22 protein-coding genes are annotated in these 16,311 nt (G+C 47.6%); 18 read left to right on the forward strand and 4 right to left on the reverse strand.

Annotated elements, in window-relative coordinates; translation table 11 throughout:
* The first annotated feature begins 186 nt into the window (after positions 1-186).
* The gene (locus NYE54_RS09035) at positions 187-2,421 is read left to right on the forward strand and encodes an anaerobic ribonucleoside triphosphate reductase (RefSeq protein WP_339271650.1); all 2,235 of its coding nucleotides are present in this window, start codon (positions 187-189) and stop codon (positions 2,419-2,421) included.
* The gene (gene nrdG / locus NYE54_RS09040; RefSeq protein ID WP_339271652.1) at positions 2,418-2,921 is read left to right on the forward strand and encodes an anaerobic ribonucleoside-triphosphate reductase activating protein; all 504 of its coding nucleotides are present in this window, start codon (positions 2,418-2,420) and stop codon (positions 2,919-2,921) included. Before NYE54_RS09035 ends, nrdG begins: the two co-directional genes overlap by 4 nt.
* A 74-nt stretch (positions 2,922-2,995) precedes the next feature.
* On the opposite strand, the gene mnmA is transcribed toward nrdG, so the two are convergent.
* Positions 2,996-4,105, reverse strand: coding sequence for a tRNA 2-thiouridine(34) synthase MnmA (gene mnmA, locus NYE54_RS09045; protein ID WP_144023395.1), 1,110 nt, complete (start codon positions 4,103-4,105; stop codon positions 2,996-2,998).
* A 300-nt stretch (positions 4,106-4,405) separates the two neighbouring features.
* Between mnmA and NYE54_RS09050 the strand changes: the two genes are divergently transcribed.
* A complete protein-coding gene (locus NYE54_RS09050) occupies positions 4,406-4,825 on the forward strand; it encodes an Rrf2 family transcriptional regulator (protein ID WP_009592789.1) in 420 nt (139 codons plus the stop codon).
* A 110-nt stretch (positions 4,826-4,935) separates the two neighbouring features.
* Here the strand turns inward: NYE54_RS09050 and NYE54_RS09055 are convergent, their stop codons facing one another.
* The 3 genes from NYE54_RS09055 to NYE54_RS09065 form a co-directional block, all read right to left on the reverse strand.
* Entirely contained in the window at positions 4,936-6,150 is a 1,215-nt protein-coding gene (locus NYE54_RS09055; RefSeq protein WP_339271656.1) for a tyrosine-type recombinase/integrase, read from the reverse strand.
* 14 nt (positions 6,151-6,164) lie between these two features.
* On the reverse strand, positions 6,165-7,046 hold the full coding sequence (locus tag NYE54_RS09060; protein WP_339271658.1) for an ImmA/IrrE family metallo-endopeptidase: 882 nt from the start codon (positions 7,044-7,046) through the stop codon (positions 6,165-6,167).
* Positions 7,047-7,358: 312 nt separating this feature from the next.
* Complete coding sequence (locus NYE54_RS09065) at positions 7,359-7,709, reverse strand: helix-turn-helix transcriptional regulator (protein ID WP_339271659.1); 351 nt, start codon at positions 7,707-7,709, stop codon at positions 7,359-7,361.
* A gap of 170 nt (positions 7,710-7,879) precedes the next feature.
* On the opposite strand from NYE54_RS09065, the gene NYE54_RS09070 reads away from it, so the two are divergent.
* The 15 genes from NYE54_RS09070 to NYE54_RS09140 all read left to right on the forward strand — a co-directional run bounded on the left by NYE54_RS09070 (position 7,880) and on the right by NYE54_RS09140 (position 16,308).
* Entirely contained in the window at positions 7,880-8,158 is a 279-nt protein-coding gene (locus NYE54_RS09070) for a helix-turn-helix transcriptional regulator (RefSeq protein ID WP_339271661.1), read from the forward strand.
* On the forward strand, positions 8,158-8,487 hold the full coding sequence (locus NYE54_RS09075; protein ID WP_339271663.1) for a DNA-binding protein: 330 nt from the start codon (positions 8,158-8,160) through the stop codon (positions 8,485-8,487). The genes NYE54_RS09070 and NYE54_RS09075 overlap by 1 nt, the downstream gene beginning before the upstream one ends.
* A 334-nt stretch (positions 8,488-8,821) precedes the next feature.
* Positions 8,822-9,070 carry a helix-turn-helix transcriptional regulator gene (locus NYE54_RS09080; protein ID WP_100538144.1) on the forward strand — a complete coding sequence of 83 codons (249 nt, stop codon included), beginning with the start codon at positions 8,822-8,824 and terminating at the stop codon, positions 9,068-9,070.
* A 5-nt stretch (positions 9,071-9,075) separates the two neighbouring features.
* Positions 9,076-9,351, forward strand: coding sequence for a hypothetical protein (locus tag NYE54_RS09085; protein WP_339271666.1), 276 nt, complete (start codon positions 9,076-9,078; stop codon positions 9,349-9,351).
* Positions 9,348-9,599, forward strand: coding sequence for a hypothetical protein (locus NYE54_RS09090; RefSeq protein WP_339271668.1), 252 nt, complete (start codon positions 9,348-9,350; stop codon positions 9,597-9,599). The genes NYE54_RS09085 and NYE54_RS09090 overlap by 4 nt, the downstream gene beginning before the upstream one ends.
* A 136-nt stretch (positions 9,600-9,735) precedes the next feature.
* Positions 9,736-10,014, forward strand: a complete 279-nt coding sequence (locus NYE54_RS09095) for a hypothetical protein (RefSeq protein ID WP_339271670.1) — start codon at positions 9,736-9,738, stop codon at positions 10,012-10,014.
* A 48-nt stretch (positions 10,015-10,062) separates the two neighbouring features.
* Positions 10,063-10,332 carry a hypothetical protein gene (locus tag NYE54_RS09100; protein WP_339271672.1) on the forward strand — a complete coding sequence of 90 codons (270 nt, stop codon included), beginning with the start codon at positions 10,063-10,065 and terminating at the stop codon, positions 10,330-10,332.
* Positions 10,329-10,658, forward strand: coding sequence for a hypothetical protein (locus tag NYE54_RS09105; RefSeq protein WP_339271673.1), 330 nt, complete (start codon positions 10,329-10,331; stop codon positions 10,656-10,658). The genes NYE54_RS09100 and NYE54_RS09105 overlap by 4 nt, the downstream gene beginning before the upstream one ends.
* On the forward strand, positions 10,659-11,654 hold the full coding sequence (locus NYE54_RS09110; protein WP_339271675.1) for a hypothetical protein: 996 nt from the start codon (positions 10,659-10,661) through the stop codon (positions 11,652-11,654). It abuts the gene before it with no gap.
* On the forward strand, positions 11,651-12,835 hold the full coding sequence (locus tag NYE54_RS09115; protein WP_339271677.1) for a metallophosphoesterase: 1,185 nt from the start codon (positions 11,651-11,653) through the stop codon (positions 12,833-12,835). Before NYE54_RS09110 ends, NYE54_RS09115 begins: the two co-directional genes overlap by 4 nt.
* Positions 12,836-13,102 carry a hypothetical protein gene (locus NYE54_RS09120; protein WP_339271678.1) on the forward strand — a complete coding sequence of 89 codons (267 nt, stop codon included), beginning with the start codon at positions 12,836-12,838 and terminating at the stop codon, positions 13,100-13,102.
* Positions 13,103-13,113: 11 nt separating this feature from the next.
* Positions 13,114-15,648, forward strand: coding sequence for an SMC family ATPase (locus NYE54_RS09125; RefSeq protein WP_339271680.1), 2,535 nt, complete (start codon positions 13,114-13,116; stop codon positions 15,646-15,648).
* Positions 15,645-15,839, forward strand: coding sequence for a hypothetical protein (locus tag NYE54_RS09130; RefSeq protein ID WP_339271682.1), 195 nt, complete (start codon positions 15,645-15,647; stop codon positions 15,837-15,839). The genes NYE54_RS09125 and NYE54_RS09130 overlap by 4 nt, the downstream gene beginning before the upstream one ends.
* Positions 15,836-16,030 (forward strand): hypothetical protein, encoded by a 195-nt coding sequence (locus tag NYE54_RS09135; protein ID WP_339271683.1) that lies wholly within the window; start codon positions 15,836-15,838, stop codon positions 16,028-16,030. The genes NYE54_RS09130 and NYE54_RS09135 overlap by 4 nt, the downstream gene beginning before the upstream one ends.
* The gene (locus NYE54_RS09140; protein ID WP_339271685.1) at positions 16,027-16,308 is read left to right on the forward strand and encodes a hypothetical protein; all 282 of its coding nucleotides are present in this window, start codon (positions 16,027-16,029) and stop codon (positions 16,306-16,308) included. Before NYE54_RS09135 ends, NYE54_RS09140 begins: the two co-directional genes overlap by 4 nt.
* Positions 16,309-16,311 lie beyond the last annotated feature (3 nt).

Consider the following 16,311-nt stretch of genomic DNA (forward strand, 5'->3'; position numbering starts at 1 on the left):
ACTCGAGTGCCTTTTTTCTGTTGGGCATAAGGCCCTCAAGGCTGTTTTCAGGAATCGCCTGATCCGTTTCTCAGACTGACCGCCGTGATCTATCTCACAGCATCAAACTATATATGGATGTAAATTTATAAAACGAGACTATATATAGTGTGTTGATGATCTAAGGAGAAGGAGTTGATCGATTTCATGAAAGTCATGAAGAGAGACGGGTGCCTGGTGAATTTTGAGATAAACCGGATTGTGAATGCAGTGGATAAAGCGTTTATAGCCGTTGAGGGTGTGTCCCGCATGGAGGCTTCCCTGCAGATTGGCGATGCGGTTGTTCGTGCCACCGCGGAGATGGAGCAGGTGAGTGTGGAGGAAATTCAGGATATCGTTGTCGAGCATTTGCAAAATACAGGTTATGCAGAGGCAGCGGCAGCTTATCAACATTACAGGGAAACCCGTGACCTGGAGCGGATGCGGCGGGGAGAGCTTTACAAGATCAGCACGGATGTTATTGGGGTAACGAATCTGGATCTGCTGCGGGAGAATGCGAATCTGAACGGGGAATCCTTCAGTGGAAAAATGAGTCGGATCGGCTCCGAGTACGCCAAATGGATGGCAAGCAAATTCATCCTCCCAGGAGATCTCATGAGAGCGGTGAGGGATGGTTATGTGTATGTGCATGACCTGGACCAGTATGCACTCGGAACAACGAACTGCATTTTCATTCCGTTTGACCGACTATTGGCCAAGGGATTCAATACCGGTAACGGATCGGTTAGGCCGCCGCAGAGTATCATGACCGCGATGGCGCTGGTGGCCATCATCTTTCAATCCCAGCAGAACAGTCAATTCGGCGGCGTGTCCGGAAATAAAATCGATTGGGATCTGGCCCCGTATGTCGGAAAATCGTTTCGTCGGCATTTTCGCAAAGGGCTAGCCTACTTCGGAGAGTGTGAGCAGGGGGATCATAGACCCAATGTTCGAGTTCTTCCGGATAACGAATTATACATAGACAATGAGCAGTTGAAAGAAATTTATCCACGAATATATCACTATGCATATAACGAAACGGTGAATGAAGTAAAGCAGGCCGCGGAATCCCTGATTCACAATCTAAACACGATGAGCAGCCGGGCCGGCGGACAGATCCCTTTTACATCGCTGAACTATGGCATGTGCACGTCAACCGAAGGAAGGCTGGTGTCCCACGCTCTACTGGATGCCACGATGAGAGGGCTCGGCGGGGGAGAGACGCCGATATTTCCGCAGCATATTTTCCAGTGCAAGCAGGGCATTAATCAGGCGGAAGGGGAGCCCAACTACGATCTGTTCCTGAAAGCTGTTGAGTGCTCCAGCCGCAGGCTCTACCCGAATTTTGTCAACGTGGATGCATCGTTTAATCTGGTCTACTATAACCCGGACGAGCCAGACACGATTATTGCCACCATGGGCTGCAGGACCCGGACGATTTCAGACCGGTTCGGGCGAAACCGTCTAAGCGGCAAAGGTAATTTATCTTTTAATACGATCAATCTGGTTCGTCTCGGCATTGAGCATGGCATTATCGAAGGCAAACGGGATATGCCGGATCTGAACCTCTTCTACGAGCAGTTGGATCAGTATTTGACGATTGCGGTAGAGGGTTTGATTCATCGTTACGAGCTGCAGGCCGACCAACCGGCCAAAGCGTCTGATTTTATGATGCGGGAAGGCGTGTGGGAAGGCGGCGAGGCACTGGCACCGGAGGATAAGGTTCGCGAGCTCATCAAGCACGGAACCCTTGCGCTTGGATTTATCGGGCTGGCTGAATGCCTGAAGGCGTTAACCGGGCTGCACCACGGAGAAGATGAGACCAGCCGCAGTCTGGGAATCGAGATCATCCGGCATATGCGTCAGTTTTGCGATGCAGCCAGTGAAAGATATAACCTGAACATTACGTTGTTTGCCACGCCGGCAGAAGGGTTATCGGGGAAATTCACGAAGATGGACCGGCAAACCTTTGGTGTGATCGAGGGTGTCACAGATCGCGAGTATTATACGAATTCGTTTCATATTCCGGTGTATTATCCGATGGCCGCGTACCGCAAAATCCGTTCCGAGGCTCCTTTCCATGAGCTGTGTAATGCAGGAGCGATTTCGTATGTGGAGCTGGACGGCAATGCCCGGCAGAATACGGCTGCTTTTCGGGACATCGTACAGTTTGCCCTGCAGCAGAATATCGGATATTTCTCCGTAAACCATCCCGTCGATCGTTGCCCGGCATGCAATTACGAAGGGATCATCGGAAGCTCTTGCCCTGGATGCGGAGCCTCGGAGGCGGATGGAAACTTCCAGCGGCTGCGGAGGGTGACGGGATACCTAACGGGCAATTATACGGAGCGCTTCAATTCGGCCAAGCAGGCTGAGGTCAGGGATCGGGTGAAACATCTGTGAATGTGTGCGGGTATATCCCCGAGAGCATTAATGAAGGCCCAGGAGTTCGGGCAGTTCTATTCGTGAGCGGCTGCCGTCATGCTTGCGCCGGATGTTTTAATACGGATTCCTGGGACTTTGAAGCTGGGGAGCTGTTTACAGAAGAATTGTCTGCGTCCATACTGCAGGATATTATCGACAACCCTTTGCTGGATGGCGTGACCTTATGCGGTGGGGATCCGTTCTTCTCGCCGGAGGAGTCTGCGGCGTTTGTACGCAAGCTCAGGACCCTCTGTCCTGGGAAAAGTGTATGGGCCTACACGGGCTTCACCTTTGAAGCGCTGATGAGGCAGCCAAAGCTGCGCGAATTGGCGAAACAGTGTGATGTTATCGTGGATGGCAAATTTCAGTTGGAGCTAAGGGATGTCTCGCTTCCCTTTCGAGGCAGCTCGAATCAGCGCTTAGTTGACGTAGCCGCCAGCCTAGAACGGGGAGTAACGGTTGAATATATTCTTCGCTAGCACGTAAAAAAAAGAGCACACACTTTACGGAAACTTCCGTGTTCAGTGTGTGCTCTTCGCATTACGGCAGCGGATTAATATGGAACTTTATCCGCCGTTTCGATAGTTCCGCCGCCAAGGCATTCGTCCCCTTGGTAGAAGACAACGGCTTGGCCCGGCGTGATTGCTTTTTGCGGCTTGGCAAAAGCGACATGAACGGTTCCGTCTTCGCGTGGAGTTATCGTTACCTCCTGGTCCGGCTGACGGTAGCGGAATTTCGCGGTGCAGGTAAAGGCGTCTTTGGGCATAGCGTCTTGTCCTGCAATCCAATTGATTCCGGAGGCAACGAGTCCAGTTGAATACAAACTCGGATGATCGCCTTGGACAACGTACAGAATATTGTTAGTTAAATCCTTGTCGGCAACAAACCAAGGCTCTCCGGAGCCTGAGCCGCCAATGCCGAGACCTTGGCGTTGTCCCAGCGTGTAGTACATCAAGCCATCATGGCGGCCTTTCACTTCACCCGTGACAATGTCCACCATATCACCGGATTGGGCGGGGAGGTACTGTCCAAGAAATTCTTTGAAATTTCGTTCGCCGATGAAGCAAACGCCGGTGCTGTCTTTTTTCTTGGCGGTATACAGTCCGGCTTCCTCAGCGAGTCGGCGAACTTCCGGTTTCGGCAGATGCCCGATCGGGAACATTGCTTTGGAGAGCTGCTCTTGGCTCAGCGCATTAAGGAAGTAGGTTTGATCCTTATTGCTGTCGACGCCGCGCAGCAGCCGGTACTGTCCGTCCTCCTCGATGACGCGGGCGTAATGGCCGGTAGCCACATAGTCGGCTCCCAGATCCATGGCCTTATTCAGAAATTCACCGAATTTGATTTCACGGTTGCACATGACATCGGGGTTCGGCGTTCTCCCAGCTTTATATTCATCGAGGAAATAGGAAAATACTTTATCAAAGTACTCCTTCTCGAAATTGACGGTATAGTAGGGAATGTCGAGCTGCTCGCACACGCGGCGCACGTCTTCAGCGTCCGCTTCAGCTGTGCAGTAGCCAAGCTCATCGGTGTCATCCCAGTTTTTCATAAAGATGCCGATCACTTCATAACCCTGCTGCTTGAGCAGGAGTGCTGTTACGGAGGAGTCGACTCCTCCCGACATGCCGACAACGATACGAGTGTTATGTTTTTCTTTTGACATCGTTATCACCATTTTCATATTGAATTGTGCCCATGGAGGTATTTTAACATATTGGAACAAGGTTCACACGTTTCATTTTGTCCACTCAGCGTGAACATTTTTCGGGTTTCCGGCTGGAATATTACCCATTGAGGTCCAGGATATGTTACCATAAGCTGAGGGTAATGATCGGAATACGGAGAAAAATACAGGATAAGCTGCTTCACGCTTAGATTACGTCGTATTTGTCGCTAAACCCGCCACCTACAATTCATGTACAGGATGGACATAATATACAAATTACCGAAAGAGGTGTCACCCTTGAAGATATCAACAAAAGGAAGATACGGATTAACAATTATGATGGAGCTGGCCGCCAGGTTTGGTGAAGGGCCAACTTCGCTGAAGAGCATTGCCGAGAAGAACCAGCTGTCGGAACATTATCTTGAGCAGCTGATCGCACCGCTGCGAAATGCTGGACTGGTCAAAAGCATCCGTGGCGCATATGGAGGATATATCCTTTCCCGTGATCCGGCATCCATAACGGCAGGAGATGTAATCCGTGTGCTTGAAGGACCGATATCCCCTGTGGACTTCACGGAAGAGGACGATCCGGCGAAGCGGGATCTATGGCTTCGTATCCGCGACAGCATTGCTGAAGTCCTCGATTCCACGACGCTGGACTATCTGATCAACTATCATGAACAGTCTGCTGCAGACAACTATATGTTCTATATTTAAGTTATTGTTACATTAGTTGATCAATAAAGCTGATTAAATAAAGGGATAGCGGGCTTTTATGCCAATCGCTATCCCTTAAAAAATCACATAAAAATCACATTCTCTGCAGATCATTCGGGTTCATGATCAATTTTGAGGATGTCTGCGAAGTGTTTTTGAATCTTTTGATCTGCATCTTGTCTCATTTTCTCTGTCACATGTGTATAAATCTGTAGGGTGGTTTTTTCATTGTCGTGACCGACACGGTCCATAATTGTTTTTAGATCGACACCTGCTTCAGCTAACATGCTAACGTGGGTATGTCTAAATATATGAGGAGTCGCTTTTTTTTGTATATCTGTAAATTTCAAAATAGCATACATCCGATCACGAATTGCTTGGGCATTTAATGGGTATCCGTCATTATTACGAAAGAGGAAACCCTTATCGTGATAATCCGGAAACAACAATTTGTGCTCCTTCATCAGTACCTTCATTCGATTAATGTGCTTATGCAGCATCTCCATTACCATGGGGTCCACTGAGACTGTTCGTATGGATCCCGTTGTTTTAGGAGGCGTAAGCAGATATTTCCGCATATTATCACTGTCCATTGTTTTGGTGATCCTGATACTGTTTCTATCGAAATCTAAATCAGTGTTCTCATTCAATGAACATAGTTCCCCGGACCTCATTCCGCTAAAGGCTAATAGATAAAAGATCTCCTTGTCTTGGGGCTTGCCATGATCAATAGCAGCCTTAAGGAATTCGGACAATTCTTTTCGTGAGAGATACTTCTCTTCGATAACGGCATTCTCAATTTCCTCTACGCTAAGCGTCTTTTCGGGAACGATAGTGTCGATCGCCGGATTATCCATTCTCAATTTATTAAGAACAGCGTATTTAAAAATCATGTTACCTGTATTATGAATACCGTCCATGGTGTTTTTTTCATATCCTTCATCGTCAAGGTGATTAAAGATATGTTGGTATTCTCTATGTGTAATTTGAGAGATGTTTTTCTTCGCTAGATACCTATTGAGGACTTTGATTTGGACACCTCTTTGTCTAACAGTTCTTCGCTTAACTTTACGTTTTGAATAAGTCTTTAACCAATCTTCGGCAACATCCTCGAATGTCATTTTCCGGACTTTCTTTTCATCTATTCCATGATTTTTCAAATCATCTAAAACTTTTTGTGCACGTGCATAGGCTTCCTTTTTCGTGTCTCCACGGCGAGGGATTTGCTTTCGTTTTCCTGTAACTGGGTCTTGAGGGCCCTCTAATGTACAAATCCATTTATAACCTTGCTTGTTGTTGGCAGGAATCTTTGTATAACTCGCCACTTTCATCGTCCTCCTTAAAACTCATCGCCATGGAATCTCAGAAGTTCCTCAATTTCTTTTTTTTGAATGACAAACTTGTATGCTGAATTATAATATCTGCTTGCGAGATGGCTCAGCCTTAAACTGATTCTCCCATCTTTGGTATAGTCTAAGTCATGAAATTTGACCGGTTTAGAATCAGTGAAAACTTGCAACTCATTTTCCTCAATTCGTTCAAAATGTCCTCCTAAATCGAAGAGGAGTTCTTCCTGTGACATCAACGTCTCTTTATCGACTTGAATAATGATTTGGGATGGTTCTATATAATCCTCGGTTGAATCATAATACGCATAGAACGTCGTCTCCCCAAAACTTACCTGTGTTTCTTCAATAGCATGGTTCTTTGTTAACTGCTGTCTAGATGAGTCGATAAATAGCTTTCCTTGGAGTTCTCTGCGTTGGATCTGTTCAAGTCTCCGTTTTGCCAACTTTAAGGGTACTTTGAAAGTAGATGATAAAAATTGCACTCCATCATTTTGGCGATCAGGTAATTTTAGCGGAGATATCATAAAGAAAGGCATAGACGCATACAACACAAAGTTCTCAGCTTCTGCTTCTTGGCCTTCCCTGAAAAGTAGAGGCATTTTACGCTGATCGCCTACATGCCGTAGCACATGACACAATTCGTGAAAGAATATTTTTCGTTGTTGTAAACTAGTCAATCGTTTATCAAGAATTATAATTTTTTCTTTGTTATCAGAAACTGACTTGCATGTATCGTACTTCAGGTCAACATCAAATGATTCTGCAATACGATCAATATCCAACAGGGCTTCTGTATTCCAGAACTTATGTAATTTGTAGTGTTTAGATATTGATTGTTCAAGTGACGTCTCTTGATAGTGGGGAAATAACATAACTGCACCTCTGATTAGAATGTATGTTCGTTATGGTTGGCAAAATAAAAACCGTTTCCGGCTAAGAGGGACGTTTAGGCTATTTGCTTTTTATACCTTTCGTCGGTTCAGTTTTGTCCCGTGAGAGGGTAAGAAGACTAATAATATGTTGTGGACCTGGATCCTCGACGATTGACTTTACGATCACTGGCTCGTGGAACATGCTATTTGATTTACTAACTCCAATTCTGATCATAGGAAAACATCCCCTCAATAAGAATGTATGTTCTGTTTATGCTTAAAAAGAAAAGCCATCGCTGGCCTGTTCTTCTACTATTTTTTTGAGTCTTTTTCCGCTTGTTCAGCTGCTCGTCGTTTCATTGCTCGATATCGTTCCAAAGCAGCCTCCATTTCCTCGATTTCGTCTTCGGTATAGTTTTCTGGGCCTCCGTAGAAGGACATGTTTGTCTCATAACCCTTAGGATTTTCAGTTCTTCCCAAAAGGTAGTCTGTTGTAACTTCGAAAAAATCAGCAAGTTTATTGAGAGTGTTAGTATCTGGTTCATATACGTCGGCTTCCCATTTTGAGACGGTAGTATTATCAATCTCAAGTTTCTGAGCCAATTCACGTTGAGTTAATTTTTTGTCTTTCCTTAACTCTTTGATTCTAAGTCCTAAAGACATATAGTATTCCTCCAAATTTGCTGATTCATCAAATACAGAATACCATGAATGACAATTTTTTTAAATTTAGTTGATTAAACAGCAATTTATTCGTTGACATTTGATTATTCATCAATTACCATTGAGTTAACAACTTGATTATTCATCAAATAAGGTGGTGAAAAGGAAAGATGATTAATTACGGGAAACTAAAGAACCTCAGAACTTCAAAAAAAATTTCTCTACAAGAAATGGCAGACGCATTGGGACTACTTACAGCTGGTGGTTACTCACGAGTTGAATCTGGAGAAAATAAACTGAAAGCTGAGCATTTGCCAATTCTAGCAGAAAAATTTGGGATCAGTATGAATCACTTAACAAAAGAAATTTTTTTTGAAAACAGAGTTGATGAATGCTCAATATTAGTTGATGATTCATCCATAACATCTGAGGAGAAGGAGGTGATCTAATGGGTGCAGGTCTTTTTAAAGTGGAGTTGGATTTCGGTCAGTTACAGGAAGCAATTAATACTGCTGTAGATCAGGCTTTGGAACGTCACTCTTTAAAGAACAACCTTCCTCCATTGCTTACAAAGTCACAATTTCAAGATCTACTGGATATTGGAGCGACCAAAGCTTCTGAACTCTTAAATCGTGAGGATTTTCCGGTAATACGTGAATTCGGCCATCCGCGAGTTCCTACCCATTTGTTAATGATTTGGATTGACGAACATACCGAGTGGATCCGGGACAATGTTGGTGAAAAATCGAAGGTGAAAGGGAAGGGAAGGGTGGCATAAGATGCGCTTTCGGTGGATGCGTCAAACCTCCAGAACTGCTTGTGTATCAGCAACAGTAACGAGAAGCCTGTTGAAAAGCATTGATGTCGGGATCGCGTTGGACATGTCGCTTCCGAAGTACGCTATAAATCCGGAAAAGCTATCGAAGCTTGAAAGAAAGAGAGTTTTAAAAGAAGCGACGGAAAGCTTGAAAAGGATTGAAGAAACCCGCCGGAGCGGATCCAGCTCCAGCGGGTGAGGGGATTGGGGTGGGGAAAAGCTCTAATTACATACTACAAGGTTGAACCACACTTTCCTATTCCAAAATGGAATATTCGGGGGAGGTGAAAGAACAATGAAATTTGGTGCAATTATGCAGGCTTGCCGGGAACGGGCTGGATTGACACAAGAGGAAATGGCCGCAAGACTTCACCGGACCCAGGCTTGCATTTCGAAATATGAGAATGACCACAAAATCCCGGACATGCCGACCATGCTCAGATGGGTGGAAGTTACCGGTGCTAAAGAAGTGGTGGTCGCATTCCTTTGCGGAATGGACGGGCTATCGATCATGCAAAGCATAATGCCATTTATAGGAGGATGATTGATTTGAAAAGAGAGGATCTAGTTGAACAAGCACGCTTAGCTGCGAAGTCAGCATCTCACAATCTCGATGTGATTTCTCGAAATCCGGATAAGATGCAGCCCGACAAGCTTTATAACGGAGTTGTGTATCTAAACAACATGATCAGATTCGCGGAAAAAGAATTGGAAATGAAAAAAGACCGCCTGGCAGGGCAGTCTCGACTGAGATCACGACTAATGAGTCTCTTGATGTCTATTTTAAATGGTGAACGTCAGAAGCGCAAGGGGTTTGAGCTATGAACAACCCAGTCGCCCAATCACCTGCAGACGTATATATCGCTACCACACAAGCACTTAGAGCAAGCACAGAATCTATCTCTCAATTCATTCAGGAGGATCCGGAAAACACTCAGCGATTGAATGAGCTCAACAGTCAACGAGAAGAAGCTTACCGGAACTGGACCAATGCAGCCTATCTCTTAAAAACTTTACCTGCATCAGAAATGGCGGTAGCCCTGGCCCGGATCGAACGCGAATTGAATATATGAGACAGAGCTTTAGCTTTGTCTCTCGGCGTCGGACAGTTTTCTAACCTGTTCGGCGTCGAGAGATGCGACTAACGCATCCAAGGTGGTGTCAACCCCCGGCCCACCTTGAAAAATACATACGAAGGGAGGACAAACCATGCAAGTGATTCAAAAGCTGACAGTCGTTAGTAATCCTACCCGGATCTTTGAAGTCGGTACAGAAGTCAACAACCGGGAAGTAATTGAGATCAAACAAGTGGGCTATGACAACATTTCGGAGTTCTGGGTGCTGGATGAGAATGAAAAAGTCATTGCCAGTGTTGAGAATTGCCCAGTCATCGTGGAGTGGCAGGAATTTGTAGAAGACGGACCAGTGGAAACTGCGAAAACAGAAAATGACCCGCAGCAACGGGTCATATCTGGTGCCAAAAATTAATTTTGTTGCCCCCATATTAGCAGATGAGGGCAATAAACACAAGAGGGAGTGATTCAATTGTCAACTGCCTTTTCGGCTGATGTATCTGGTCGGACAATCGATGTGGAGATTCAGCCGGCTACACAATATTCTCCACCCGTACTGACTATTCGGCAGCAAACAGGTTCATTTCAACTACATGCCGATCCGGAGCAATTGGCTGAGGTGGAATTCAAAATTAGGTCGTTCCTGGATGGCATTCGCTATCCAGAGACTCCGGATCAACAAGCAATCTTAAATCACGAAATCAAACAATCCGTTGAGGAGGAAATCGCATGAAAAAACAAGAGATCGCAAATAGATTATTGGCTTTGCCGGCAGAGATCGCAGTAGCGGAGGATGAAGTACTGGAGGCAAACAGCAGCGTGGTAACTGCTAAAGAAGTGCTTCAACAAAAGGAAGATGATTTGTTACTCGGCAATGTTATTGAAGGGAAAAACGCTGAAATTCGTGCTGCTCAAATGCGGGCACACACAGTTGATGAGCGTGGAAACCTCTCCGAAGCCGAACTGAATTTGAAGAATGCCGCGGTGAGGTTGGGCAAATTGAAGGACGAGCTCCGGGCGTTGCAAGCTGCTGCTGGGCTCCTTCAGGGGGTGGCTTAATTGGATGAAACTAACCTGACAGTCATGCCCTCATCCTCCGGTGGAAACACCGGGGGAGGGGCAATCGTTGATCTTGAATTCGGCAGTGCCACGGATCTTCGAAGAAAGCTGGATGCCATGAAACAAAAGTTGAACCTGACCAAAGAGTTTTTTCGTGAAGTGATGCAAGACGGCGTGGATTACGGAATTATACCGGGTACAGACAAACCAACCCTTTATAAAGCTGGGGCCGAGGGGTTATGTGAGTTCTACAATCTGGCCCCAACAATTGCATCTAAAGTTGAGGATAAGGTTCACGAATCGGGCTACTATGCAGTCGACGTGACAATTCGATTGCTTCATCGAGGGACCGGTTCGATTATCGCTGAGGGTGTTGGCCATGCGAATACGTATGAAAGTCGTTACCGTTGGCGCTGGGTGTCTGAAAAGGACGTTCCTAAAGGAATTAACAAAGAAGACTTAGTGTCGAAAGAACGTAGCGGACAATACGGCAAGTATGTGCAATATCGGATGGAAAATGACGACATGCATTCTATTTGGAATACGGTGCTTAAGATGGCTAAGAAACGTGCGCTTGTAGATGCAGTGCTGTCTGCTACTCGATCAAGTGGGATTTTTGCTCAGACGCAAGACGAACTCGAAGCTTATTTACAAGGAGAAGATCCCGACGGAGATCCCGAAGGAAGAAGCACTCCACCACCACGGCAGACGCGTCAAAGTAGCGGATCTCGTTCTTCACAAAGCAACCCACGTTCTAGTGGTGCAAACAGTAATGTTCAAAAAAATCGAGTGCTCTCTTTGATGAAAAACCAAGGACTTGATTGGAATGGTTTAGCTGAAGAAGCCAGCACGGCTCTTGGGCGACCGGTTAAGAAGGTGGTTCAGGACATTCAGTCTGAAGCTGATTGGAAAACGGTTGGCGATTACCTGGAGTTTGGTGGAGGCGGAGATCAAGGAGAAATTAACTTTAATGATCTGCCGGCGGACATGCGATGAAAATAGCTCATATTGGAGACAGTCACTGGGGTTTCGGGTATCCGGGCCCCACGCCAGCAGCGAGATTTGAAGACATTACCCGCACGATGGATTGGTCCGCTGACCGCATTATCGAAGAGGGATGCGAGCTGGTGCTATTCGACGGGGACGCTTTTAAAGACGCCCGCGTGTTCATCGATCGGGCAACGGCGGAAATCAAAGCGTTTGTCGCCTGGCTTCGTAAGTTGTCAGACGCCGACATTGAGGTAATCGTGATCAGCGGCACGCCGTCACATGATGCGATTAGCGCCTACCATTTGATACGGGAGATGAAGATCTCGCGTGTCAACGTCTTCACGGAGTCCGGGGTCCATCAAGTGAGGGGTGTCAACATATCATGTCTACCCGGCATGAATCGTAGTTCCTTCGCTACCGAGAAAGAATTTGCAGGTTTACCACCTCATGAGTTCCACCAACGCATGACCGAATGGATCACTGAGGAATGTAGGAGGCTGCGGTCTCAATGCAGCAGTAAGCAGCCCAATATCCTAATGAGTCATCTAACCTTCGATCTCGCCGACACTGGCTTCGAGGATGCTTTACTTCAAAACGAACCAATCCTGACGGAACGGGCTGCAAAGATGTTTGATCTCGTTTGCCTAGGCCACATTCACAGGCCGCAGCTCACTGGCAGCAACGTTTATTACAGCGGTGCGCCAGAACGGCATAATTTCGGTGATGAACGAACGACTCCGGGATTTTGGATTCACGATCTGGACGGTGTCACACTTTCAGGACCAATACCCGGAGTCAGATCACATTTTATTGAAACTCCTGCTCGAAAATTTAAAACGATTGACTGGTGCGACATGGATGTGGCCGCCTGGCTTGACGGTCAAGTGGACGACTTTGCTGCTATCAAGGACGCAATCGTCCGGGTACGGTACGCCTGCAGCGAGGAGTTGCAGAAGCGGTTCGACCGGCGCTCGCTTGAAAAGGCATTGTACGATGCTGGCGCATTCTTCGTCGCTGAAATACGAGCTGAAGTTGAACGATCAGAACGAATCCGTGATACCGAAGTAACCGAAGGGTTGAATCCATTGACAGCATTGGCTGCTTGGGGAAACAACCAGGAGTATGAAACGACAGAGATTAGTGAGCTGCAGGCAATGACGACTGAACTAATGGAGGGAGCATTTTAAATGTACAACACAAATGAGAGTATCGAGGCTCAGAAGAAATATTGCGAAGAGCACGAAGCACCTCACTTCGCACCAAACACAGGACGTTGTTGGAACTGTAATCAAAATATTTACCAGCCTATCGGTTGGAAATATGAAAATGGCAGGGGAATTCGTGTGGCTGCCGACTCTCCAGATTGCAATCATATCACCGGCATAACAATTGAAAAAGCAGGTAAAGAACTGGTCACCGGTTGCCCTCATTGCAATCGTAGCTACTGCGATTAGGAGGATATTACATGATTCCATTACGCCTTATCATCCACAATTTCAGAGCCATTGAACACGGCGACATTGATTTGTCGGCGGTGACGTTGGCAGCGATCGCCGGCCCAAATGGGGCTGGCAAGTCATCAGCATTTACCTTGGGTCCGCGCTTCGCACTCTTCGGTGACGTAATCAAGGGCATCAGCCTGGACGACCTTGTTCGCAGGGGAGCTCAAGAAATGTCCTTCGAGTTTCATTTTGAGCATCAAAGCAATGTATACCGGGTCATCCGGACGCGGAGTACAAAGGGTAAAGGCAAATCTACGCTTGAGCTTCAGCAGCAGGTTAACGGAGCCTGGGAAAGCCGATCGGCTGAGAAGATCGTCGATACCGAAGCTGTGATCCGCAATCTGCTCAACCTGGACGACGAGACGTTCACGGCCAGCAGCATGATCCTTCAAGGACAAGCCAACGCCTTTACCGGAGCTACCGCCGGCAAGCGGAAAGAAATTTTGTCCCAAATTCTCGGACTGAATGTATACGAGCAACTTCAAGAACGTGCGCGGCAGCGGGCCGCCTTGCTTCATATCGAGATAGAGAAAGCGAAGGACAAGCTTCTGACGCTGGATGAACGCCTTGATGGAAGACTTGAGAAGGTGAAGGAGCTGCAGACGGTAGAGGACCAGCACGTCGCAATTCAGTCTTTGGTGTCTGGAGACGAGCGGGTGGTTCGGGAAAGCGAACCACAGCTCGCCGTGCTCGAGGTAAAACGTTCCCGCATATTGCAAATTGATCGGGATCTATCGACGATTGATGACGAGATTGGCGCGTTGCAAAAGGAAAGATCTAACCATCACGAACGCCTTGAGCGCGCCGAGAAGATTCTTGCGAACGAGGCGGGCATCTTGGCAAAAGCGAACGAGCTGGATCAGGTCAAGCAGCAGATCACCGTACTCGAGGCTCGACAGCCTGAACAGGAGCGCCTGCAGCGCGATTTAACAGCGACCGAGGCTGAGGTTTACCAACTGGAAGATGAAACGATTAGGTTGGGCGATCGCATCCTAGCTATGAAGCAGCAACTTACTGGTCGTGATGTGCTCCGGCAGCAGGCAGGGGAATACGAGGCGGAGGCGGCACGGCTGAAGGACTACGATACCACTGCCGAGCGTTGGAACCTCTTGGCTACCGATCTGCAGGTGACCGAAATGCAGCGGGAACGAGAAGAGACTCGGCTTGAAAATGAAGAACGTCGTCTTTCTGAGAAGATCGCGTCGCTCGAGCAGCAAGAGGCGCACATCCATGACAGTGGCTGTCTTCCGACATGCAAGTTTCAGCAGGCTGCCGCGGCGGCCGTTGCAGAGCTTCCGGAATTGCGGCAGCGTCTACTTGATCTGGACCGCACGGAATTGAACCGACTTGCCGCTATCATCGCTGAAATCCGGACGGAGCAACAGGAGCTAGGTTACGATCCGGCGGTACACCGGGACTGCAAGGCCAAGGTAGACCAACTGCGAGAGGCAGCAACATCCTATGCGGCACTCTCTGGTAAGGACGAGCTGCTGGGGCAGCTAGAGCAGCAATGCGCCGAGAAGCAGTCCCGCATGAAGGACGGGCAAAAGCGGCGGGATGACCTGCAGCAGCAGCTGGCGAACCTTGAAGCCACGCTGGCACCACTGCCGGAATTGGCGGCTCGAGCAGATGATCTGCAACGCTGGGCGAAGCTTAAGGACGAGATCGGGGCCTCCCGGGAGGCTGCCGCGAACGCGAAAGAGCGCATCGGCGCAATCGATCGGGAGATCGCCAGTAAGCAAGGCCGTACGGAAGAAATGGAGAACGAGAAAAACAGTTTAGTGATCGACACGCTCGAGTATGATTCGTTGAAGCGTGAGCTGGACAAATTGCAGAACGTATTGCAAGACCGTCGCCGGCAGCTCGCAGCGCTGGCTGAACAAATTGGCGGCATTAAGGCAGTGCTTACTGCACTTGAGGCAGATCAGCAGGAACGGGACCGGGTAGCCATGGCTATTGAACCAAAGGCGCTACGTTGGACCCGTTATCAGGCACTAATTAAGGCGTTTGGTCGAGACGGTATTCCGGCCCTAATCATTGAGAACGCCGTTCCACAGCTTGAACGTATTGCCAATGAGATTCTTGGTCAGATGAGTAAAGGGAAGCATTACATCCGCTTCCAGACGCAGAAGGAACTTAAAACACGTGCTGGTCTATCTGAGACGTTGGACATTATGATTGGCGATTGGTCAGCAGAACGGCCTTATGAGACTTTTTCCGGTGGCGAGCAACTTCGCATCGATTACGCCATCCGATTCGCCCTTGCAGAACTCCTTGCTCAACGAGCTGGCAGTAAAGTTGAGTGGCTTACGATCGACGAGGGACTTGGCTCTCAGGACGTGGAACATCGGGCACTTGTGCTTGAAGCAATCAAATCGGTAGCCGGACGCTTTAAAAAGGTCTTAGTAATCACGCACATAGAAGATGCACAGGCTGCTTTTGATCAAATCATTCGTTTTGACAACGCCGATGGCAGTGTTGAAGTTCTTGTTGCATGAATGATGAACTTGGCCAACCGATGCTACGCAGCATGATGGGCAATCGGATCTGGAAGCTGATGTCATCCGATCCGGATGAGTTCAAGCGGGAAACCCGGGCCTACTTCGCCCGGGGATACCCCGGATGGACCGTGTTAAAAGTCAAATACCCGTTTGTGTTTTTGAGGGACGACAGGGGGCGTAAAACGTGAATGAGCCTGTGCAACTTGATCTCTTTGAAGATCAACTTGATCAACCTATTTTAAACGGCATGTACTTCGAACGGTCTTCAGGAAAGTTTGTCTCCTATGTCCTTGGGCGTCGGCACTTTGAGATATCACCGGGCCGATGCCTGGGGGATAAGGAATGGAAAGAACGAATTATGAGGGAGCGTGCGATATGAGTCAGATGACACAAGAAGAATTAATGCAGCGTTCAAAGGAAATTGTGGACTTTCTTTCCGAAAAAAACGAGGAAGCGAAGACAGCAGGGATTGATCAGCACGGACATTTCTATACTTCTGTGGCCTTTACATTAGGATCATTGATCGGATTTGACTTCAAGCCAGAAGGATACGGCCCAATGATCGCCACAATGATTGAATCCCTTACTGACGGGCTTCAGGCAGGCGTCCAGGGCAAAGGAGTAAATGGAACCTTTATTAAAATCGTGCGGGATTAATAG

This window comes from Paenibacillus sp. FSL K6-1330 (genome assembly GCF_037976825.1).
Classification (GTDB): Bacteria; Bacillota; Bacilli; order Paenibacillales; family Paenibacillaceae; genus Paenibacillus_AQ.